The sequence below is a fragment of the Cupriavidus sp. UYPR2.512 genome, from assembly GCF_000379565.1.
In the GTDB taxonomy this organism is placed as follows: domain Bacteria; phylum Pseudomonadota; class Gammaproteobacteria; order Burkholderiales; family Burkholderiaceae; genus Cupriavidus.
The window spans coordinates 31,244-52,713 of the sequence record NZ_KB902976.1 but is presented as its reverse complement, the minus strand read 5'-3'; the positions used below and the strand labels follow the sequence as shown (position 1 = coordinate 52,713).

20 protein-coding genes are annotated in these 21,470 nt (G+C 68.9%); 16 read left to right on the top strand and 4 right to left on the bottom strand.

Translation table 11 applies throughout. The annotated features are described in order from the left end of the window. The first annotated feature begins 86 nt into the window (after positions 1 to 86). The 7 genes from A3A5_RS0115850 to A3A5_RS0115820 all read left to right on the top strand — a co-directional run bounded on the left by A3A5_RS0115850 (position 87) and on the right by A3A5_RS0115820 (position 5,896). Positions 87 to 761 carry an HAD family phosphatase gene (locus tag A3A5_RS0115850; RefSeq protein ID WP_018311537.1) on the top strand — a complete coding sequence of 225 codons (675 nt, stop codon included), beginning with the start codon at positions 87 to 89 and terminating at the stop codon, positions 759 to 761. 1 nt (position 762) lies between these two features. After that, a complete protein-coding gene (pcnB, locus tag A3A5_RS0115845; RefSeq protein WP_018311536.1) occupies positions 763 to 2,340 on the top strand; it encodes a polynucleotide adenylyltransferase PcnB in 1,578 nt (525 codons plus the stop codon). Next, positions 2,341 to 2,880 (top strand): 2-amino-4-hydroxy-6-hydroxymethyldihydropteridine diphosphokinase, encoded by a 540-nt coding sequence (gene folK, locus A3A5_RS0115840; RefSeq protein WP_018311535.1) that lies wholly within the window; start codon positions 2,341 to 2,343, stop codon positions 2,878 to 2,880. It abuts the gene before it with no gap. Between the two features lie 56 nt (positions 2,881 to 2,936). Continuing rightward, entirely contained in the window at positions 2,937 to 3,578 is a 642-nt protein-coding gene (locus tag A3A5_RS0115835; protein WP_018311534.1) for a deoxynucleoside kinase, read from the top strand. 98 nt (positions 3,579 to 3,676) lie between these two features. Beyond that, entirely contained in the window at positions 3,677 to 4,498 is an 822-nt protein-coding gene (panB, locus tag A3A5_RS0115830; protein ID WP_026200827.1) for a 3-methyl-2-oxobutanoate hydroxymethyltransferase, read from the top strand. A 4-nt stretch (positions 4,499 to 4,502) separates the two neighbouring features. Beyond that, a complete protein-coding gene (locus A3A5_RS0115825) occupies positions 4,503 to 5,201 on the top strand; it encodes an ABC transporter permease (RefSeq protein ID WP_010815030.1) in 699 nt (232 codons plus the stop codon). Beyond that, the gene (locus A3A5_RS0115820; protein ID WP_018311532.1) at positions 5,198 to 5,896 is read left to right on the top strand and encodes an energy-coupling factor ABC transporter ATP-binding protein; all 699 of its coding nucleotides are present in this window, start codon (positions 5,198 to 5,200) and stop codon (positions 5,894 to 5,896) included. The genes A3A5_RS0115825 and A3A5_RS0115820 overlap by 4 nt, the downstream gene beginning before the upstream one ends. A gap of 9 nt (positions 5,897 to 5,905) precedes the next feature. Here the strand turns inward: A3A5_RS0115820 and A3A5_RS0115815 are convergent, their stop codons facing one another. The 4 genes from A3A5_RS0115815 to A3A5_RS0115800 all read right to left on the bottom strand — a co-directional run bounded on the left by A3A5_RS0115815 (position 5,906) and on the right by A3A5_RS0115800 (position 11,958). Then, positions 5,906 to 7,834: a chorismate-binding protein gene (locus A3A5_RS0115815; RefSeq protein ID WP_026200826.1), complete on the bottom strand. Its 1,929-nt coding sequence runs from the start codon at positions 7,832 to 7,834 to the stop codon at positions 5,906 to 5,908. 107 nt (positions 7,835 to 7,941) lie between these two features. Next, positions 7,942 to 9,078: a molecular chaperone DnaJ gene (dnaJ, locus tag A3A5_RS0115810; RefSeq protein WP_018311530.1), complete on the bottom strand. Its 1,137-nt coding sequence runs from the start codon at positions 9,076 to 9,078 to the stop codon at positions 7,942 to 7,944. 171 nt (positions 9,079 to 9,249) lie between these two features. Beyond that, positions 9,250 to 11,202, bottom strand: coding sequence for a molecular chaperone DnaK (gene dnaK, locus A3A5_RS0115805; RefSeq protein ID WP_018311529.1), 1,953 nt, complete (start codon positions 11,200 to 11,202; stop codon positions 9,250 to 9,252). Between the two features lie 189 nt (positions 11,203 to 11,391). Then, complete coding sequence (locus tag A3A5_RS0115800) at positions 11,392 to 11,958, bottom strand: cob(I)yrinic acid a,c-diamide adenosyltransferase (RefSeq protein WP_018311528.1); 567 nt, start codon at positions 11,956 to 11,958, stop codon at positions 11,392 to 11,394. A 327-nt stretch (positions 11,959 to 12,285) separates the two neighbouring features. Here A3A5_RS0115800 and A3A5_RS0115795 point away from each other — a divergent pair, with 327 nt between their 5' ends. The 9 genes from A3A5_RS0115795 (at position 12,286) to A3A5_RS0115755 (ending at position 21,464) form a co-directional block, all read left to right on the top strand. Beyond that, a complete protein-coding gene (locus A3A5_RS0115795; protein WP_018311527.1) occupies positions 12,286 to 13,716 on the top strand; it encodes an FAD-binding oxidoreductase in 1,431 nt (476 codons plus the stop codon). A 14-nt stretch (positions 13,717 to 13,730) separates the two neighbouring features. Continuing rightward, positions 13,731 to 14,621: a LysR substrate-binding domain-containing protein gene (locus A3A5_RS0115790; protein ID WP_018311526.1), complete on the top strand. Its 891-nt coding sequence runs from the start codon at positions 13,731 to 13,733 to the stop codon at positions 14,619 to 14,621. Positions 14,622 to 14,634: 13 nt separating this feature from the next. Further along, complete coding sequence (locus A3A5_RS0115785; RefSeq protein ID WP_018311525.1) at positions 14,635 to 15,165, top strand: GNAT family N-acetyltransferase; 531 nt, start codon at positions 14,635 to 14,637, stop codon at positions 15,163 to 15,165. Positions 15,166 to 15,417: 252 nt separating this feature from the next. Then, on the top strand, positions 15,418 to 16,932 hold the full coding sequence (locus tag A3A5_RS0115780) for an FAD-linked oxidase C-terminal domain-containing protein (RefSeq protein WP_018311524.1): 1,515 nt from the start codon (positions 15,418 to 15,420) through the stop codon (positions 16,930 to 16,932). 8 nt (positions 16,933 to 16,940) lie between these two features. Further along, the gene (locus A3A5_RS0115775; RefSeq protein WP_018311523.1) at positions 16,941 to 17,858 is read left to right on the top strand and encodes an ion transporter; all 918 of its coding nucleotides are present in this window, start codon (positions 16,941 to 16,943) and stop codon (positions 17,856 to 17,858) included. A 27-nt stretch (positions 17,859 to 17,885) separates the two neighbouring features. Beyond that, positions 17,886 to 18,989 carry a glycolate oxidase subunit GlcE gene (gene glcE, locus A3A5_RS0115770; RefSeq protein ID WP_018311522.1) on the top strand — a complete coding sequence of 368 codons (1,104 nt, stop codon included), beginning with the start codon at positions 17,886 to 17,888 and terminating at the stop codon, positions 18,987 to 18,989. A 42-nt stretch (positions 18,990 to 19,031) separates the two neighbouring features. Continuing rightward, positions 19,032 to 20,285 (top strand): glycolate oxidase subunit GlcF, encoded by a 1,254-nt coding sequence (gene glcF, locus A3A5_RS0115765; RefSeq protein WP_018311521.1) that lies wholly within the window; start codon positions 19,032 to 19,034, stop codon positions 20,283 to 20,285. 79 nt (positions 20,286 to 20,364) lie between these two features. After that, complete coding sequence (locus A3A5_RS0115760; protein WP_018311520.1) at positions 20,365 to 20,742, top strand: CidA/LrgA family protein; 378 nt, start codon at positions 20,365 to 20,367, stop codon at positions 20,740 to 20,742. After that, positions 20,739 to 21,464, top strand: a complete 726-nt coding sequence (locus A3A5_RS0115755) for an LrgB family protein (RefSeq protein WP_018311519.1) — start codon at positions 20,739 to 20,741, stop codon at positions 21,462 to 21,464. The genes A3A5_RS0115760 and A3A5_RS0115755 overlap by 4 nt, the downstream gene beginning before the upstream one ends. Positions 21,465 to 21,470 lie beyond the last annotated feature (6 nt).

Here is a 21,470-nt window from a genome sequence, read left to right as displayed (position 1 = left end):
CGGCATCGGCGCCCAAATCGCACCCAAAGCGGCCACGGCGCCTGCCTGCCCGCCCGACCTCTCGCCTTAAGGTAAAATCGCCGCCCATGAATCTGGCACTCTTTGATCTCGACCACACCCTGATCCCGACCGACAGCGACCATGAATGGGGCCGCTTCCTGGTCCGCCTGGGCGTCGTCGACGAGGAAACCTACCGGCAGAAGAACGACGAGTTCTACGGCCACTACAAGGCCGGCACCCTCGATATCCAGGCCTTCCTGCGCTTTGCGCTGGCGCCGCTGGCGGCCCACCCGCGCGACCGGCTGGATGCCATGCGGGTGCGTTTCATGCACGAGGTGATCGACCCCGTGATCACGCCGCAGGCGCGCGCGCTGGTCTACAAGCACCTGGAAGCCGGCGACCTGTGCGCCGTGGTGACCGCCACCAACAGCTTCGTCACCGCCCCGATCGCCACGGCCTTCGGCATCAAGCACCTGATCGCGACCGACCCCGCCACCGTCGACGGCAAGCCCGAGAGCCAGTTCACCGGCGAGGTCGAGGGCGTGCCCAGCTTCCGCGAAGGCAAGATCACCCGCGTCGAGGCCTGGCTCAAGAGCCAGGGCGCGCAGTGGGACCATTTCGAGAAAACCACCTTCTACAGCGACTCGGCCAACGACCTGCCCCTGCTGGAAAAAGTCTCCGAGCCGATCGCCACCAACCCGGACGATCGCCTGCGCCACCACGCCGCCGCGGCAGGCTGGCGCATCATGGATCTGTTCTGACGTGATCAAGAAGCTCATTACCCGCCTGCTGGGCAAACCCGGCCCCAAGCAGCGCCGCACCGGCCGTGCCCATACGCCGCGCATTGTCGGCGCCGACGAACACCAGATCGACCCCGCGCTGCTGTCGCGCAATGCCGTCAAGGTCACCTCCACGCTGCAGCAGGCCGGCTACCAGGCCTACATCGTGGGCGGCGCAGTGCGCGACCTGCTGCTCGGCATCAAGCCCAAGGACTTCGACGTCGCGACCAATGCCACGCCCGACCAGGTGCAGGCGCTGTTCCGGCGCTCGCGCATCATCGGGCGGCGCTTCCAGATCGTTCACGTGACCTTCTACGGCGGACGCGAGCAGGAAATCATCGAGGTCTCGACCTTCCGCGCGCTGGTCGACGCCATCGCCAGCGAGACCCTGCCCGAAGGCCGCCGCCTGAAGCGCGCCGAGCTCGACAGCAAGACCCATGCGATCGACGCCTCGGGCCGGGTGCTGCGCGACAATGTGTGGGGCTCGCAGGCAGAAGACGCGGAACGCCGCGACTTCACCATCAACGCGATGTACTACGACCCGGCCGCGCAGACCGTGCATGACTACCATCACGGCATGGAAGACATCCGCGCACGCACGCTGCGCATGATCGGCGACCCGGTCACGCGCTACCGCGAAGACCCGATACGGATGCTGCGCGTGGTGCGCTTTGCCGCCAAGACCGGTTTCGACATCGACGAGGCTACGCGCGAGCCGATCGCCGGGCTGGCCGAGCTGATCCACAACGTGCCCAGCGCGCGCCTGTTCGACGAGATGCTCAAGCTGCTGATGTCCGGCCACGCCTGGGCCTCGCTGCAGGAGCTGCGCAAGGCCGGCCTGCACCAGGGCCTGCTGCCGCTGCTGGACGTGGCGCTGGAGCAGCCCATGGGCCAGCGCTTCGTGCAGCTGGCGCTGGACAACACCGACCGCCGCGTGCAGGCCGGCAAGCCGGTCTCGCCGGGCTTCCTGTTTGCCGCGCTGCTGTGGCACCACGTGCTGCAGCGCTGGACCAGGCTGCGCGAGCAAGGCGAGCATGCCATCGCCGCGCTCAACACCGCCATGGACATGGTGCTGGAAAAGCAGACCGGCCAGCTGGCCATCCAGCGCCGCTTTGTCACCGACATGCGCGATATCTGGGGCATGCAGCCGCGCTTTGAAAAACGCGTGGGCCGCATGCCGTTCCGGCTGCTGGAATCTCCGCGCTTCCGTGCCGGCTTCGACTTCCTGCACCTGCGCTGCCAGTCGGGCGAGCTGCCCGAGGAACTGGCCACCTGGTGGCAGGACTTCCAGGACGCCGACCCGGGCGAGCGCGAGGACCTGATCGACGCGGTGCGCGGCGCGCGTGGCCACGGCGGCCACGGCGGCCACGGCGGCCACGGCGGCCACGGCGGTCAAGGCAGTCAGGGCGGCCAGGAGGGCCAGGGCACCGAGGGCGAAGGCCCGGCGCGAAAGAAGCGCCGCCGACGCAGTCCGCGGAAATCGGATAAAGTTTCTTCCCGGAGCGACACGGGCGCGGGCGAGGCAGCACATGCCGGCCCCGGCCAGCCGGAGGAAACCTAAATGACGCTTGCCTTCATCGGCATCGGGGCCAATCTTGGCGATGCCCGCCAGGCCATCAAGGACGCCATCGTGTGCCTGGCCCAGCAGGTCGGCATCACGGTGCTGGCGCGCTCATCGCTCTATCGCACCGCCCCGGTCGATGCCGGCGGCGACGACTACTACAACGCGGTGGTCAAGGTGCAGACCTCGTTCACCGCAGCGCAGCTCTTGCGCATCTGCCACCACATCGAAGACCAGTTCGGCCGCGAGCGGCCATTCCGCAACGCGCCGCGCACGCTGGACCTGGACCTGCTGCTGTTCGGCGACGAGCAGCACGACCACGAGCATCTGACGGTGCCGCACCCGCGCCTGACCGAGCGCGCCTTCACGCTGGTGCCGCTGCTGGAGCTGGACGCCGCGCTGGCCATCCCGGGGCGCGGACGCGCCGCCGACTACCTGGCCGGCGTGGGCGCGCAGCGCATCGAGAAGGTGTCCACCTGCAAGTGCCTGCGCATGCAGGCCGCCGCTGGCGAGACCGGCGATGGCGGCACCCCAGGCTGACCCCGCCCGGCGGCGCCCGCGGCGCTGCCATCCACCCCACTGAAGCCCGGAGCGCCATGCTCGATCACCTGCGCCGCATCGTCGTCGAAGGCCCCGTCGGATCCGGCAAGACCTCGCTGGCCCAGCGCCTGGCGCGCACGCTGCAGGCCCAGGAACTGCCCGACAGCGCACGCCGCAGCCCCTTCCTCGAACCCTTCTACCGCGATCCCGCGCGCCATGCGCTGGCGCTGCAGCTGTGGTGCCTGACCCAGCGCGCGGTGCAGTTGCAGCAATGGCAGGCGGGGGTGCTGGCCGGCCAGCGCATGGTCACCAATTTCCTGATGGCCAAGGACCGGCTGCACGCGGCGCTGACGCTGTCCGACGACGAACTGGCGCTCTACGACGCCATCGCCGCACGCCTTGACCTGCCGCCGCAGCGCGCCGACCTGGTGATCGTGCTGCAGGCCACCCCGTCGCTCTTGCGCGAGCGCATTGTGCGCCGCGGCGAGCCTGGCGAGGCCGGCATCGACGAACACTACCTGCAGCGCCTGGCCGGCGCCTACGGCGAATTGTTCCACCGGTACGACGACGCCCCGGTGCTGGTCGTCGACACCGCCCACTTCAATCCGGTGGACAATGATGACGATTTCCGTACACTACTGTCGCGCATCGAAAACATGCGCGGCCGCAAGGCCTTTCTCAATCTCGCTGCGCCCTGACAGGCTCCGCCTGCCAGACCCAACACAATAACGACGGCCGTCGTTGCCGTGCGGGCGGCCCTCCCGGCACCGGCAAAGCCGTCTACATGGGCACTGCCATGAGCTACCTCCTCGATCCCTCCCGCAAGACCATCACGATTCCCAAACTGCAGGCGATGCGCGACGCCGGCGAGAAAATCGCCATGCTGACCGCGTACGACTCCAGCTTCGCCGCGCTGCTCGACTACTGCGGCGTGGAAATGATCCTGGTCGGCGACTCGCTGGGCAATGTGATGCAGGGCCAGCAGACCACGCTGCCAGTCACGCTGGAACAGATGGCCTACCACACCGAATGCGCGGCGCGCGGCAACCAGACCGCGCTGCTGCTGACGGACCTGCCGTTCGGCACCTATCCCACGCCTGAGGCCGCGTTTGCCAGCGCAGTCACGCTGATGAAGGCCGGCGCGCAGATGGTCAAGCTCGAGGGCGGCGACTGGCTGGCGCCCATCGTCAAGTTCCTGGTCGAGCGCAGCATCCCGGTATGCGCGCATATCGGCCTGACGCCGCAGTCGGTGCACGCGCTGGGCGGCTTCAAGGTGCAGGGCAAGACCAACGCCGGCGCGGCCCAGCTCAAGCGCGATGCGCTGGCGCTGCAGGCCGCCGGCGCGCAGGTGGTGCTGATGGAAGCGGTGCCCGCGGCGCTGGCCGGCGAGATCACGCAATCGCTGACGGTCCCCACCATCGGCATCGGCGCGGGCGCGGACTGCACCGGCCAGGTGCTGGTGCTGCAGGACATGCTCAATATCTACCCGGGCCGCAAGGCCAAGTTCGTGCGCAACTTCATGGACGGCCAGACCTCGGTCGAGGCAGCCGTGCGCGCCTACGTTGCCGCCGTCAAGGATGGCAGCTTCCCCGCCGCCGAGCACACCTTCTCCGCCTGACCCGGTGGAGATCGGCACCGCCACCGCCGACGCCTTCCGCCTGCTGGCCAGCGGCGACGCCGGCCTGTGGTTCATTGTCTGGACCTCGCTGATGGTGGCGGTGCTGGGGCTGGCGCTGGCCACCGTGCCGGCCATCGCCGCTGCCTGGCTGATTGCCACACGGCAGTTCCCGGGCCGGCGCGCGGTGGTGGTGGTGGCGCAGGCCTTCCTGTCGTTCCCGACCGTGCTGGTCGGGCTGGTCCTGTATCTGCTGCTGACGCGCCAGGGCCCGCTGGGCAGCCTGCACCTGCTGTTCACGCCGGCGGGCATGGTGCTGGGGCAGGCGGTGATCGGCTTCCCGGTGGTGCTGGCGTTTGCGCTGTCGACCCTGCAGGGCGCGGACGTGCGACTGCGCGAGACCGCCTGGGTGCTGGGCGCCGGCCGCTGGCGCACCTTCCTGACCGTGATCCGCGAGCTGCGCTTCGGGCTGATGGCGGCGGTGGTCGCCGGCTTCGGGCGCGTGATTGCCGAGGTCGGCTCGGCGCTGATGATCGGCGGCAATATCGAAGGCTCCACCCGCACCATCACCACGGCCATTGCGCTGGAAACCAGCAAGGGCGAGTTCGCGCAGGGCATTGCGCTGGGCATCGTGCTGGTGGCGCTGGCGCTGCTGGTCAATATCGGCATGGCCTGGCTGCAGGGTGCCGGAGGCTTCCGCCGATGACCCCCGCCGCTGCCCATGACCACAGCCCGCTGCTGATCGTGCGCGGGCTGGCGCGCACCATCGGCCTGCGCAAGCTCTTTGCCATCGACAGACTGGTGATCCCGCGCGCCACCGCGATCGTGCTGACCGGCATGAACGGCGCCGGCAAGACCACGCTGCTGCGCATGCTGGCCGGGCTGGAGCCGGCACCCGGCGCCAGCGCGCAGTGGACCGACGCCCAGGGCCAGGCGCACGACGCACCCCTCACCCCGCTGCCGCCGGCGCTGCGCCAGCGCATCGCCTACCTGCACCAGCACCCTTACCTGTTCCGCACCTCGGTGCGCGAAAACATTGCCTATGGCCTGCACGCACGCGGAATGCCGCGCGACGAGATCGCCCGCCGCGTGGGCGAAACGTTGGGCTGGGCCGGCGTGTCGCACCTGCAGGACACCGCGCCCGAATACCTGTCCGGCGGCGAGATCCAGCGCGTGGCGCTGGCGCGCGCCAAGGTGCTGGAGCCGGAGTTGCTGCTGCTGGATGAACCCACCTCGAGCCTGGACGGACACGCGCGCGAGCAGGTGATTGCGCTGGTCGGCGACCTGGCCGCCGAAGGCCGCACCGTGGTGATGATCTGCCACGACCGCGAGCTGATCAACCTGCCGGGCGTGGTGCGCTGGAAGCTGGGCGACGGCGTGCTCGACACGCACCACCCTTGATCTTCGGGCTTACTGGCCCAGCGTCGCCGGCATCGCGCCGCGCAAGGCGTTGACCAGCACGATGGCCTCGGCGCGCGCGAGCATCGCGCGCGTGATCACGGCTTCCGTCACCGCTTCGCCGGGGGCGCCCAGGGCCGCCCCGCCCTCGTCCAGCACCACCGCGCGCATCACGCCGGGCAGGATGTCGGCCGACAGCGGCGGCGTCAGCCAGCGGCCATCGATGCGGACGAAGACCGAACTGCGCCCGCCTTCCAGCACTTCACCGCGCGTGTTGAAGAACAGCCGGTCAAAGCCGCCGGCACGCTCGGCGGCCTGCCAGCCCGCATCGAACACGGCGCGCGCGCTGGTCTTGTGGCGGCGCAGCGGATCGGCGGCGGGCAGCACATCGGCGGCAATGCCGATCCCGACCGGCCCCGGCGGCAAGGGCGCCAGCGCGCCGCTGGCAAACGCAAGCGTGCCGGCCTTGTCCACGCTCAGGCGCAGGCGCCACGTGCCTGCGCCCAGTTGCGCCACCTGTGCGGCCACGGCCGCGCGTGCCGCGTCCGCATCGAAGGCAAAACCAAATGCCAGCGCCGAGGCCCCGATCCGCGCCAGGTGCCGCGCCAGGTAGCGGCATTCGCCGTCCTGCACGCGCATGGTCTCGAACAGCGTAAAGCCGGGGTCGTGCCGGGTCAGGAAGCGCGCCTTCCAGCCGCATTCGGCAAACTCCTCCGCTGCCACGCTGTCATGGACGATGCCGCCGCCCACGCCCATCTCGCCGGCGCGCAGGCCATTGGCCGCGGCGGGTGCCAGCACCAGCGTGCGGATCGCCACCGACAGCGCGAACTGGCCGGCTGCGGCATCACCGGCCGGCGCATCGATCCAGCCGGTCGCCCCGGTGTACAGCCCGCGCGGCGTGTCTTCCAGTTCGGCAATGATCTGCATGGTGCGCCGCTTGGGCGCGCCGGTGATGGAGCCGCACGGGAACAGCGCCGCCATCAGCGCGCCAAACCGCGTGCCGGGCCGCGCCGTCGCGGTGACGGTAGAGGTCATCTGCAGCACCGCGCCAAACGGCTGCACCGCAAAACGCTCCGGCACCGCCACGCTGCCCGGCTGCGCGATGCGCCCCAGGTCATTGCGCAGCAGGTCGACGATCATCACGTTCTCGGCGCGGTTCTTGGCATCGGCGGCCAGCGCGGCGGCGGCCTGCGCATCGCGCACGGCATCGCCCGAGCGCGGCGCGGTGCCCTTCATTGGCCGGGTCAGCAGGTGGCCCTGGCCGTCGTGGCGCACGAACAGCTCGGGCGACAGCGATAGCACCGAGGCGCCATCCTGCAGGCGTGCCAGCACGCCATACGGCACCGGCTGCGCGGCGCGCAGCGCGGCATACAGCGCCACCGGGTCGCCATAGGCATCGAAGTGCAGGCGCTGGGTATAGTTGACCTGATAGGTGTCGCCGGCTTCGATCCACTGGTGGATGCGGGCGATGGCATCGTCGAAGGCCTCGCGGGAGGTATCGGAGGCCACGTCCATCAGGCCCGCTGGCTTCGGGTCGGCGTTCGACTGCAGCCACGCCGTGACCGCCGCGGCATCGAGCCGGCGCAGGTTGCGGAACCACAGCAGGCGCAGCGCGCCGTCGTGGAACGGCATCTCGTTACCGGTATGCACCGGGGCATCGACCAGTGCGCCGCCGAATTCGTAGGGGGCAAACAGGGTGGCATGCCAGCCCTGGCGCCAGCCCTCGGCAAGCATCGTGTCGAGCTGCGCGATGTCGCTGCCGGCGGGCAGCACGTCTTCGCGGACAAGGCCGGTGTAGAGGCGTGATGCGGCTTGCGCCGCCGCAGCCGTGGCGTCGTCGAGAAGAACGAAGACCTCTCCTCCCCCTGGCTGCTTGCTCCCCTCTCCCGCTCGCGGGAGAGGGGCCGGGGGTGAGGGCGGGGGCTGGATGCTTGCTACCACGGGGAAATCGTCTGAAAGGAATCGGCGGCGACAACCTTGGCATTATCGCGCGCCAAAAACAAGACCGGCCACGCTCGCACGTGGCCGGTCCGATACTGCAGACCCGGTCAGCTGAAGAAGCTCTTCACTTTGTCCAGCCAGGACTGCTCCTGCGGGCTGTGGCGCGAGCCGCCCTCATGCACCGAGCGGTCGAACTGGCGCAGCATGTCCTTCTGCGCCTCGGTCAGCTTGACCGGCGTCTCCACGTTCACATGCACATAGAGGTCGCCCGGATAGCCCGAGCGCACGCCCTTGATGCCCTTGCCGCGCAGGCGGAAGGTCTTGCCCGACTGGGTGGCTTCAGGCACCGGAAAGGTGGCCTTGCCGCTCAGCGTCGGCACTTCCAGGTCGCCGCCCAGCGCCGCGGTGGCGAACGAGATCGGCATCTGGCAGTGCAGGTCGTCGCCGTCGCGCTCGAACACCGCGTGCGGCTTGATGTGGACTTCCACATACAGGTCGCCCGGGGGACCGCCGTTGATACCCGGCTCGCCGTTGCCCGACGAGCGGATGCGCATGCCTTCGTCGATGCCGGCCGGGATCTTCACTTCCAGCGTCTTCTGCGACTTCAGCTTGCCCTGGCCGTGGCACTTGGTGCAGGGCTTGGGGATGAACTTGCCGCTGCCGTGGCACTTCGGGCAGGTCTGCTGCATGGTGAAGAAGCCCTGCGACACGCGCACCTGGCCGGCGCCGTGGCAGGTCGGGCAGGTTTCCACGCTCGAGCCCGGCTCCGCGCCATTGCCGTGGCAGTGGTCGCAGTCGTCCCAGTGCGGCACGCGGATCTGCGCCTCGTGGCCGTGCGCAGCCTGCTCCAGCGAGATCTCCATGCTGTAGCGCAGGTCGGCGCCGCGATAGGCCTGCGGGCCGCCGCCACCGCGGCGGCCACCGGCCTGCTGGCCGAAGATGTCGCCAAAGATGTCGCCAAAGGCCTCGGCAAAGCCGCCGTAGCCCTGGCCGCCGCCGAAGCCGCCAGCCATGTTCGGATCCACGCCGGCATGGCCATACTGGTCGTAGGCTGCCTTCTTCTCGGCATCGGAAAGCATCTCGTAGGCCTCTTTGACCTCCTTGAATTTTTCCTCGGATTCCTTGTTGTCCGGATTGCGGTCCGGGTGGTACTTCATCGCGAGCTTGCGATAAGCCTTCTTGATCTCGTCGTCGCTCGCGTTCTTGCCTACCCCGAGCACTTCGTAGTAGTCACGTTTTGCCATGGTGGCTCATTACCTCATTGGCCGGCCGGCGCATGCGGCACCTGCCGGCGAATAGCAAAAAAGCCGAGCGCGGCATCCGACGGCGGTTTCCCGCGGGTCTGATGGCCGTCGCCCGGCGTCGGGGCGGGAGCGGTGCCGGCCAGTGCCTGCGCCGCCGCCCGCGGGTCCCGATTACTTCTTGTCGTTGACTTCCTTGAATTCGGCGTCCACAACGTTGTCGTCCTGCGGCTGGGCCTGCTGCTGGCCACCGGCCGCACCGGCACCGGCAGCACCGGGCGCGGCACCTTCACCGGCCTTGGCCTGCATGTCGGCATAGACCTTCTCGCCCAGCTTCTGGCTGACTTCGGACAGCGCGTTGACCTTGGCGTCGATCTCGGCCTTGTCGCCGCCGCGTGCGGCGTCTTCCAGTTCCTTGATCGCGGCTTCGATCTTTTCCTTCTCACCCGCGTCCAGCTTGTCGCCGTACTCGGTCAGCGCCTTCTTGGTCGAGTGGATCAGCGCGTCGGCCTGGTTGCGGGCATCCGCCAGCTCGCGGGCCTTCTTGTCTTCCTCGGCGTTGGCCTCGGCGTCCTTGACCATGCGCTGGATCTCGTCTTCCGACAGGCCCGAGTTCGCCTTGATGGTGATCCGGTTTTCCTTGCCGCTGGCCTTGTCCTTGGCGCCCACGTGCAGGATGCCGTTGGCGTCGATGTCGAACGAGACCTCGATCTGCGGCGTGCCGCGCGGCGCGGGCGGGATGCCCTCCAGGTTGAACTCGCCCAGCAGCTTGTTGCCGGTGGCCATTTCACGCTCGCCCTGGAACACCTTGATGGTCACGGCCGGCTGGTTGTCGTCAGCGGTCGAGAACACCTGCGCATGCTTGGTCGGGATGGTGGTGTTCTTGGTGATCATCTTGGTCATCACGCCGCCCAGGGTCTCGATCCCCAGCGACAGCGGCGTCACGTCCAGCAGCAGCACGTCGGTACGGTCGCCCGACAGCACCGAGCCCTGGATCGCGGCACCGACGGCCACGGCTTCATCCGGGTTCACGTCCTTGCGCGCTTCCTTGCCGAAGAACTCCTTGACCTGTTCCTGCACCTTGGGCATGCGGGTCATGCCGCCGACCAGGATCACGTCGTCGATGTCGCTGACCTTGACGCCCGCGTCCTTGATGGCGATGCGGCACGGCTCGATGGTGCGCGTGATCAGCTCTTCCACCAGGGATTCGAGCTTGGCGCGGGTCATCTTCAGGTTCAGGTGCTTCGGACCCGAGGCATCGGCCGTGATGTACGGCAGGTTGATTTCGGTCTGCTGCGAGCTCGACAGTTCGATCTTGGCCTTTTCAGCGGCTTCCTTCAGGCGCTGCAGCGCGAGCACGTCCTTGGACAGGTCAACGCCCTGGTCCTTCTTGAACTCGCTGATGATGTAGTCGATGATGCGCTGGTCGAAGTCTTCGCCGCCCAGGAAGGTATCGCCGTTGGTCGACAGCACTTCGAACTGCTTCTCGCCGTCCACGTCCGCGATCTCGATGATCGAGATGTCGAAGGTGCCGCCGCCGAGGTCATACACGGCAATCTTGCGGTCGCCCTTCTCGTTCTTGTCCATGCCAAACGCCAGCGCAGCCGCGGTCGGCTCGTTGATGATGCGCTTGACGTCCAGGCCGGCGATGCGGCCGGCATCCTTGGTGGCCTGGCGCTGCGAGTCGTTGAAGTAGGCCGGCACGGTGATCACGGCTTCGGTCACCGGCTCGCCGAGGTAATCCTCGGCCGTCTTCTTCATCTTGCGCAGCACTTCGGCGGACACCTGCGGCGGGGCCAGCTTCTGGTCGCGCACCGACACCCATGCGTCGCCGTTGTCAGCCTTGACGATGGCGTACGGCATCAGGCCGATGTCCTTCTGGACTTCCTTCTCTTCGAACTTGCGGCCGATCAGGCGCTTGACCGCGTACAGGGTGTTGCGCGGATTGGTGACGGCCTGGCGCTTGGCCGGCGCGCCGACCAGGATTTCGCCGTCTTCCATGTAGGCGATGATCGACGGGGTGGTGCGGGCACCCTCCGAGTTTTCGATGACCTTGGGGGTGTTGCCTTCCAGGATCGCGACGCAGCTATTGGTGGTACCGAGGTCGATACCGATGATCTTACCCATTATTCTCTCCTCTTGAGCCAGCGCTATCTGCGCGGCTGCAATTCAACCTGAGGCCGAAATGTGGCCGTCCGGGGGCTTTTCAAGGGCAGAAGCGGCAAATCCGAGTAATTTTCTCGGTTTCTGCACGCTTTCAACGGCATCCGCCGCCGCAGGTTAAGCCGGCGGCGCGGCGCCGTCGCCACAAGTGGCTTATTCCATACCTCCAGGCGCGTCGCGATCGCGCTGCCACAGCACGTCCGAACCACCCCCGGCGCGGTTCAGCACCCGCGCCAGCACGAACATCAGGTCCGACAGCCGGTTCAGGTACTGGCGCGGGGCCTCGTTCAGCGGCTCGGCCGCGCCCAGCGCCACCAGCGCGCGTTCGGCACGGCGGCACACGGTGCGGCAGACATGGGCCTGCGCCGCGGCGCGGCTGCCGCCCGGCAGGATGAATTCGGCCAGCCGCGGCAGGTTGGCGTTGTAGCCGGCCAGCCAGGTGTCGAGCTGCGCCACCTGCTCAGGCTTGAGCAGGGTGTAGCCCGGGATGGACAGCTCGCCACCGAGGTCGAACAGGTCGTGCTGGATATGCAGCAGCGCGGCGCGCACGTCGTCCGGCAGGGCCTCGGTCAGCAGCACGCCGACGTGGCAGTTCAGCTCGTCGACGTCGCCGATGGCGGCGATGCGCAGGCTGTCCTTGCCGGTGCGGCTGCCATCGCCCAGGCCGGTGGTGCCGGCGTCGCCGGTGCGGGTGGCAATCTTGGACAGGCGGTTGCCCATGCCGGTCTCCTCGTAAGCGTGTGATAGTCGTGGTCCGCCCTGCAACGCGTGGCGCCAGGGGGGAAAGACGCATTATCGCGCCGGCCGCCTCGGCGGGCCAAGCTCTTGTGTCCCGGCGCTTGCTGTGCGGCTATCGGCCAGTACCTGCCGGCCGCCAGCCGCCGCCGCGCCCCGCCAGGGTGCGTGAGTCGCCGCGCGGCGTAGAATGCCGGTAGCCCCATTCATCGTCCATTCGATAACCGGGTCGCGCCCCTGCCGGCCAGACCGGAGCTTGCTCCGGAGCGCCGCCGCCGGCACCACCGTCGCGCCGACCCGCCGGAGACCCGCATGAACCACCCCACGCCGCCCGCCACCCTCGCCCGCCGTCCGCTGCCGCCCGCCTTCAGCGCAGCCCTGGCGGCGCGCTTCGGCGACCGCTTCACCACCTCCGCCGGCGTGTGCGAACACCACGGCCGTGACGAATCCCCGTTCCCGCCGGCCGTGCCCGACGCCGTGGTCTTCGCCCACAGCACCGAGGAAGTGGCCGAGGTGGCGCGCCTGTGCAACCAGCATGGCGTGCCCCTGATCCCGTACGGCGCCGGCTCGTCGCTGGAAGGCCATCTGCTGGCCGTGGCAGGCGGCATCAGCCTGGACCTGTCGCAGATGAACCGCGTGCTCGCGGTGCAGTCCGAGGACCTGACCGTGACCGTGCAGCCCGGCGTCACGCGCAAGCAGCTCAACCAGGAAATCAAGGACACCGGACTGTTCTTCCCGATCGATCCGGGCGCCGATGCCTCGCTGGGCGGCATGTGCGCCACGCGCGCCTCCGGGACCAACGCGGTGCGCTACGGCACCATGCGCGAGAACGTGCTGGCACTGACGGTGGTGACCGCCGACGGCCGCGTGATCCGCACCGGCACCCAGGCGCGCAAGTCGGCGGCGGGCTATGACCTGACCCGGCTCTTTATCGGCAGCGAAGGCACGCTCGGCATCATCACCGAGGTAACGGTGCGGCTCTACCCGCAGCCCGAAGCGATCTCCGCCGCGGTGTGCGCCTTCCCCAGCATGGGCAGCGCGGTGCAGGCGGTGATCCAGACCATCCAGCTGGGCGTGCCGGTGGCGCGCGTGGAGTTTGTTGATGCGCTGGCGATCCGCGCCATCAACCGCCACGACAACCTGACCCTGCCCGAGACCCCGCACCTGTTCTTCGAATTCCACGGCACCGAGGCCGGCGTGCGCGAGCAGGCCGAGACCGTGCAGCAGATCACCGCCGAGCACGGCGGCCAGGGCTTCGAGTGGGCCACGCGCCCGGAGGACCGCAGCCGGCTGTGGAACGCGCGCCATACCGCCTACTTCGCCATGCTGCAGCTCAAGCCGGGCTGCAAGTCGGTGACCACCGACGTGTGCGTGCCGATCTCGCGCCTGGCCGACTGCGTCACCGAGACCGAGAAGGACCTGAACGCCTCGGCGCTGCCCTGCCCCATCGTCGGCCATGTCGGCGACGGCAACTTCCACGTGGCAATCCTGGTCGACCCCGGCAAGCCCGAGGAAATGGCCGAGGCCGAGGCCATCAACCAGCGCATCGTCGAGCGCGCGCTGGCGATGGGCGGCACCTGCACCGGCGAGCACGGCGTGGGCCTGCACAAGCAGCGCTTCCTGGCGGAAGAACACGGCGAGGACGCGCTCGACCTGATGCGCGCGATCAAGGACGCGCTGGACCCCAACCACATCCTGAACCCGGGCAAGATCTTCAGCGCCGCGCGCGCGGGCACGCGGTAAGGCATAGCGGGCAGATGGCCGCCATGTTCAACCGCGTCCCGCCGCTGCACCTGCTGATCGCCTTCGAGGCAGCGGCGCGCCTGGGCAGCTTTGCGCGCGCGGCCGAAGAGCTGTCGGTCACGCCCAGCGCGGTCTCGCACCGCATCAAGAATCTTGAGGAGCTGTGGGGCGAAGACCTGTTCGTGCGCGCCAACGCCGCGCTGCGGCTGACCGCCGCCGGCACGCGCTACCTGCGCAACGTGCAGGACGCGCTCAAGTCGCTCAATGAGCTGGCGCGGCCCGAGTACAACAAGCTGCGCACCCGGCTGCGGGTGGCGATCCCGCCCACCTTCGGGCGCCAGCACCTGGTGCCCCGCCTGCCTGAGTTCGGCGCGCTGTATCCGCATATCGACCTCGAGCTGCACCTGGCGATCCCGTTCCTGGACGTCAAGGCCGAGGACACCGATGTCGAGGTCCGCTACGGCACCGGCCGCTACCCCGACCTGAAGACCACCCGGCTGCTGGTCGAGCCGGTGTTCCCGGCCTGCGGCCGCGAATACTATGAGCGCGTCAACGGCCGCGCCATCACCAGACCCGAGCACTTGCACGGCCTGGTGCTGCTGCGCAGCCCGCTGGAGCCGTGGAAGCCGTGGTTCGAGACCGCCGGGCTGGACTGGGCCGAGCCGCAGACCGGGCCGCAGTTCAATGACATCGGCCTGATGCTGGAAGCGATCGCGTCCAACCAGGGCGTGGCGCTGGTACGGCAGCGCATGGCGCGGCACTGGCTGTCGCTGGGGCAGATGGTGCGGCTGCTGGATGTGGAATCGGTCTCGCCGCACGGCTACTACATCGTCGAGCGCGAACAGGCCCCGCTCAAGCCCGAGGCGCGCTATTTCGTCGACTGGCTGCTGAGCCTGGACTGGTAGGAGACCCGCCCCCATGGAAATCCGCCTGCTGACCCCCGCCGATGCCGCCGCCTTCCAGGCGCTGCGGCTGCAAGGCCTGGCCGAAGCGCCGGAGGCCTTCGCAGCCAGCCTGGAGGAGGAACAGGACCGGCCGCTGGAAGTCGTCGCCGGTCGCCTGGCCGCCACCGAGGGCAAGGCCGTGTTCGGCGCCTTCGTTGACGGCACCGATGGCAGCGCGCTGGCCGGCGTGGTCGGGGTGATGCGCGAGGAAAACGCCAAGCACCGGCACAAGGCCTTTATCTGGGGCATGTACGTGGCCCCGGGCTGGCGCGACCGCAAGCTCGGCCGCGCGCTGATGGACCGGGCCATGGAACAGGCCGCCGCCATGCCGGGCGTGCGCCAGGTGACGCTGTGCGTCAATGCCGGCAGCACGGGCGCGGTGCGGCTGTATGAGTCGCTCGGGTTCGTGCGCACGGGGCGGGAGCCGGATGCGCTGTACGTCGCGCCGCACTTCCACGACAAGCTCGACATGGTCTGCTTCCTGCCGCGGCCGCCGGCACGCTGAGCCGGGCCGGGCCGGCTTCCCTGCACCCGCGCCGCGGTGTACGCTGGACTTGCGTCCCATGCCAGGCATGATTTCCCGCGCAGCCATGATGAGCATTTTTGATCGGCCTGCCATGCGGAATTCACGTCTCCCGTGGTGCCCGCGCCGGGTGCCCTGCGCTATAGTCACCCGTCCTCCGCGGCAGGCCCTGCATTGCCGCGACCGGCAGGCCGCGCACCGGCCGCCATCCGGGAGGCCCCACAGGAGTCGTTCATGAATGCCCCGCACGAAGCCCAAACCATAGCCCCCGACGGCGCCCCTGCCACGGCCGAAGGCCGCCGCAGCGCGCTGCTGGCCGGCCTGGCGCAGATCCTGCCGGATGCCGCGCTGCTGTGGAAGCCGGAAGACACCGTTCCCTATGAATGCGACGGCCTGGCCGCGTACCGCCAGGTGCCGATGGCCGTGGCCCTGCCCGATACCGAGGAACAGGTCTGCGCGATCCTGCGGCTGTGCCACAAGCTGGGCGTGCCGGTGGTGCCGCGCGGCGCCGGCACCAGCCTGTCGGGCGGCGCCATGCCGATCGCCGAGGGCCTGGTGCTGTCGCTGGCCAAGTTCAAGCGCATCCTGTCGGTCGATCCGTACTCGCGCACCGCGGTGGTCCAGCCGGGCGTGCGCAACCTGGCGATCTCCGACGCCGCCGCACCCCACAACCTGTACTACGCGCCGGACCCGTCCTCGCAGATCGCCTGCACCATCGGCGGCAACGTCAGCGAGAACTCCGGCGGCGTGCACTGCCTGAAGTACGGCCTGACCGTGCACAACGTGCTGCGCGTGCGCGCGGTGACGATGGAGGGCGAGGTGGTGGTATTCGGCTCCGAGGCCCCCGACTCGCCGGGCCTGGACCTGCTGGCGGTGCTGATCGGCTCCGAAGGCATGCTGGCCGTGGTCACCGAGGTCACGGTGCGCCTGATTCCCAAGCCGCAGCTGGCGCAGGTGATCATGGCCTGCTTCGACGATGTCGAGAAAGGCGGCAACGCGGTGGCCGAAGTGATCGCCGCCGGCATCATCCCGGCCGGGCTGGAAATGATGGACAAGCCCGCCACCGCCGCGGTCGAGCAGTTCGTGCATGCGGGCTATGACCTGGATGCCGCCGCCATCCTGCTGTGCGAATCCGACGGCACCCCGGAAGAAGTGGCCGAGGAAATCGAACGCATGAGCGCGGTGCTGACGGCGTCGGGCTGCACCCGCATCGTGGTCTCGCAGAACGAAGCCGAGCGCCTGCGCTTCTGGAGCGGCCGCAAGAACGCCTTCCCCGCCGCCGGCCGGATCTCGCCGGACTACTACTGCATGGACGGCACCATCCCGCGCAAGCACATCGGCACGCTGCTCAAGCGCATCGAAGCCATGGAGCACAAATACGGCCTGCGCTGCATCAACGTGTTCCATGCCGGCGACGGCAACATGCACCCGCTGGTGCTGTTCGATGGCGCGGACCAGGACGAATGGCACCGCGCCGAGCTGTTCGGCGCCGACATCCTGGAAACCTGCGTCGAGCTGGGCGGCACCGTCACCGGCGAGCACGGCGTCGGCGTGGAAAAGCTCAATTCGATGTGCGTGCAGTTCTCGCCCGCCGAGCGCGACGCCTTCTTCGGCGTCAAGGCCGCCTTCGACCCGGCGCGACTGCTCAACCCGGACAAGGCCATCCCCACGCTGGCGCGCTGCGCGGAATACGGCAAGATGCATGTGAAGCGGGGCCTGCTGCCGCACCCGGAGCTGCCGCGCTTCTGAGCCACGCCATGTCCACCCCACGCCGACGCCAGCAGCAGGAAGCGTTCATCCGCCAGCGCCTGGGCCAGCCCGGGACCGGCTGGCGCCAGCGCTGGTACACCATTGTCTTCGAGGCCGATACCCGCGAGGGCCGGCTCTTCGATGTCGCGCTGCTGCTGGCCATTGTCGCCAGCGTGATGGTGGTGATGCTCGACAGCCTGCCCGCGGTGAACAACCGCCTGGGGCTGCCGTTCACCGTGCTGGAATGGATGTTCACGCTGTTCTTCACGGCCGAGTACGTGATGCGCATCCTGGTGGTGCGCCGGCCGTGGCGCTATGTGTTCAGCTTCTACGGCATCATCGACTTCATCTCGATCATGCCGACCTGGCTGGCCTTCTTCCTGCCCGAGCTGCATTTCCTGATCGACGTGCGCCTGCTGCGGCTGCTGCGCGTGTTCCGGATCCTGAAGCTGACCGTGTACTTCGAGGAAGCCGAGATCCTGTACCGCGCGCTGGTCAACAGCCGGCGCAAGATCTTCGTGTTCCTGGGCACGGTGTTCATCATCACGGTGATCCTGGGCACGGTGATGTACGTGGTGGAAGGTCCGCAGCACGGCTTCACCAGCATCCCGGTCAGCATGTACTGGGCGGTGGTGACGCTGACCACGACGGGCTTCGGCGACATGGTGCCCAAGACCCCGCTGGGGCAGTTCATCACCTCGCTGACCATCCTGCTGGGCTACGGCATCATCGCCTTCCCCACCGGCATCGTCGGCGCCGAGCTGGCCGCCAGCATCCTCAAGCGGCCGCTCACCACGCGCACCTGCACGCATTGCCTGACCGAGGGCCACGAACCCGACGCCGGCTACTGCAAGCATTGCGGCAGCCAGCTGCCCGAATACCGGAACGACCGGCCGGAAGTGCCCGGCGGACCTGCCGGCTCCTGAGCCGGCCTTCCCTACCCCACGACGCATATGCAAGCCACCCTCGACGCCATCCGCGACGCCGTCAGGCAAGCCACCGAGACCCGCACCGCGCTGCGGCTGCGCGGCGGCGGCAGCAAGGACTTCTACGGCCAGCCCGCCGCAGGTCAGCTGCTGGACACGCGCGCCTATGCCGGCATCGTCGACTACGACCCGGCCGAGCTGGTGATCACCGCGCGCTGCGGCACGCCGCTGGCCGAGATCGAGGCGGCGCTGGCCGAAAGGCGCCAGATGCTGGCCTTCGAGCCGCCCCATTTCGCACTGCCGGGCCAGGCCAGCACCGCGACGCTGGGCGGCGCCGTGGCCGCGGGATTGTCGGGCCCGCGCCGGCAGTCGGTGGGCGCGCTGCGCGACTTCATGCTGGGCGCGCAGCTGATGGACGGACGCGGCGAGGTGATGGACTTCGGCGGCCAGGTAATGAAGAACGTGGCGGGCTATGACGTGTCGCGGCTGCTGGCGGGCTCGCTCGGCACGCTCGGGCTGATCCTGCAGGTGTCGGTCAAGGTGCTGCCGGCACCGTTCGACGAGGCCACGCTGCGCTTCGACCTGGCGCAGGCCGATGCCATCGGGCACCTGAACCGGTGGGGCGGCCAGCCGCTGCCGCTGGCGTCTTCCGCCTGGCACGCGGGCGTGCTGCATGTGCGCCTGGCCGGCGCCACCGCCGCCGTGCGTGCCGCGTGCGCCAGGCTGGGCGGCGAACGCGTGGACGCCGCGCAGGCCGCGGCGCTGTGGCAATCGCTGCGCGAGCAGACCCACCCGTTCTTCGCCCCCGCCCAGGCGGGCCGCGCGCTGTGGCGCCTGGCGGTGCCCACCACCGCCGCGCCGCTGGAGCTGCCCGGCTCGCAACTGATCGAATGGGGCGGCGGCCAGCGCTGGTGGCTGCCCGAGGACGGCACCGGCAAATCCGATGCCGAAAGCGTGCGCGCGGTGGCGCAGGCCGCCGGCGGCCATGCCACGCTGTTCCGCAACGGCGACAAGTCAGTGGGCGTGTTCACGCCGCTGGCCTCGCCGCTGGCCGCGATCCACCGCCGCCTGAAAGAGACCTTCGACCCGGCCGGCATCTTCAACCCGCAGCGCATGTACCCCGGGCTCTGATCCTGCAGGTCCAGACACGCTCAGGCACAACCTCTCCACACCATGCAAACGACCCTGGCCGATTTTCTCCGCGACACGCCCGAAGGCGAGGAAGCCAAATCCATCGTCGGCAAGTGCGTGCATTGCGGCTTCTGCACCGCCACCTGCCCCACCTACCAGTTGCTCGGCGATGAGCTGGACGGCCCGCGCGGGCGCATCTACCTGATGAAGCAGGTGCTGGAAGGCCATGCCATCACCGAAAGCACGCGCCTGCACCTGGATCGCTGCCTGACCTGCCGCAACTGCGAATCGACCTGCCCGTCGGGCGTGCGCTACGGCCGCCTGGTCGATATCGGCCGCAAGCTGGTCGACGACAAGCTCGAGGCCGAAGGCGTGCGGCGCCCCGCCAGCGAGCGCATCGCGCGCTGGGTGCTGCGCGAGGGGCTGACGCGCCCGGCGCTGTTCGGCACGGCGCTGCGCCTGGGCCAGATGATGCGGCCGCTGCTGCCGGGCACGCTGCGCAACAAGGTGCCGGCGCTGTCCAGCACCGCCGCGCCCGGCACGTGGCCGCGCAATGTGCATGCACGCAAGATGTTGTTGCTCGACGGCTGCGTGCAGCCGGCAATGTCGCCCAACATCAATGCCGCCACTGCGCGCGTGTTCGACCGTGTCGGCGTACAACTGCTGGTGGCGCGCGAAGCCGGCTGCTGCGGCGCGATCCGCTTCCACACCGGCGACCACGACGGCGGCCTCGACAATATGCGCCGCAATATCGACGCCTGGTGGCCGCATATCGAGGACGGCGCCGAAGCCATCGTGATGACCGCCTCGGGCTGCGGCGCGATGGTCAAGGATTACGGCCACCTGCTGCGCGATGATGCGAAGTACGCCGAGCGCGCCCGCCGCGTATCGGCGCTGACGCGCGACCTGTCCGAAGTCTTGCCGGACTTTGCCGACGAGCTGCACACCCTGGCCGGCGCGGTCCCGCGCGACAACCGGCGCGTGGCTTACCACCCGCCCTGCACGCTGCAGCACGGCCAGCAGATCCGCGGCAAAGTCGAAGCGCTCTTGACCGGCCTCGGCGTGGAAGTCAAACTCTGCGCTGACAGCCACCTGTGCTGCGGCTCGGCAGGCACTTATTCGGTGTTGCAGCCGGAACTGGCCTACCGCCTGCGCGACGACAAGCTCGCCAAACTGCAGGCCACGCAGCCCGAAGCCATCGTCTCGGCCAATATCGGCTGCATCTCGCACCTGCAGAGCGGCACCGGCACCCCGGTGATGCACTGGATCGAACTGGTCGACAAGATGCTCGGCTAGCGCGGGCAGGCAGCATGGGCGGCAGCGCGCATCCCTTCCGGACGCGCGCCGCGCACCTGTGACCAAACGCCACGCCCCCATGCTCCAGACCTTTGCAATCCTGTTGGTTTTCCAGTCCGTCGGTGAGGTGATCAGCTACGCGCTGACCCTGCCGGTGCCCGGCCCCGTGCTGGGCATGATCTTGCTGTTCGGCTGGCTTGCCTTCGACGATCGGCTGCTGCCCATCATCCAGGGCACCACCAGCGAACTGCTCAAGCACCTGTCACTGCTGTTCGTCCCGGCCGGCGTCGGCATCATGGTCCACGCCAACCGCATCGAAGGCGAATGGATGCCGATCCTGGTGGCGCTGGTGGTCTCCACTTGGCTGGCCATCGCCACCACCGCCGTGGTCACGCGCCTGCTGATGCGCAAGCGCACCGACGCCCCGCACGCCGATGCGAAGGGAGAACAAGCATGATGTCGCCCCGCCTGAACGAGATCTGGGTCTACCTGGCGGCCAGCCCGCTGGTCGGGCTGACCGCCACGCTGCTGGCCTATGTGTTCGCCTTCCGCATCTACGAGAAATCGCGCTTCTCGCCGCTGGCCAACCCGGTGATGATCGCGGTGGCGCTGCTGGTCACGGTGCTGACCGTCACCGGCACGCCCTACAAGACCTACTTCGACGGCGCGCAGTTCGTGCACTTCCTGCTGGGGCCGGCCACGGTGGCGCTGGCAGTGCCGCTGTACCTGCAGCTGCCCAAGCTGCGCACCCATGTGTTCCCGCTGCTGGCGGGGCTGGTGGCGGGCTCGGTGGTGGCAGTGGTCTCGGCGGTGGGCATTGCCTACCTGCTGGGCGCATCGCCGGAGACCGTGCGCTCGCTCGCGCCCAAGTCGGTGACGATCCCGATCGCCATGGGCGTGGCCGAGAAGATCGGCGGGCTGCCGTCGCTGACGGCGGTGCTGGTGATGGCCACCGGCATCATCGGCGCGGTCAGCGCCACCAGCGTGCTGAACCTGCTGCGCATCCGCGACTACAGCGTGCGCGGCTTCGCCACCGGCGTGGCGGCGCACGGCATCGGCACCGCGCGGGCCTTCCAGGTCAACCAGGAAGGCGGCGCCTTTGCCGCGCTGGGCATGGGCCTGAACGGCGTGCTGACGGCGATCATGGTGCCGGTGATGGCGGCGTGGATGCCACACTGACACGCT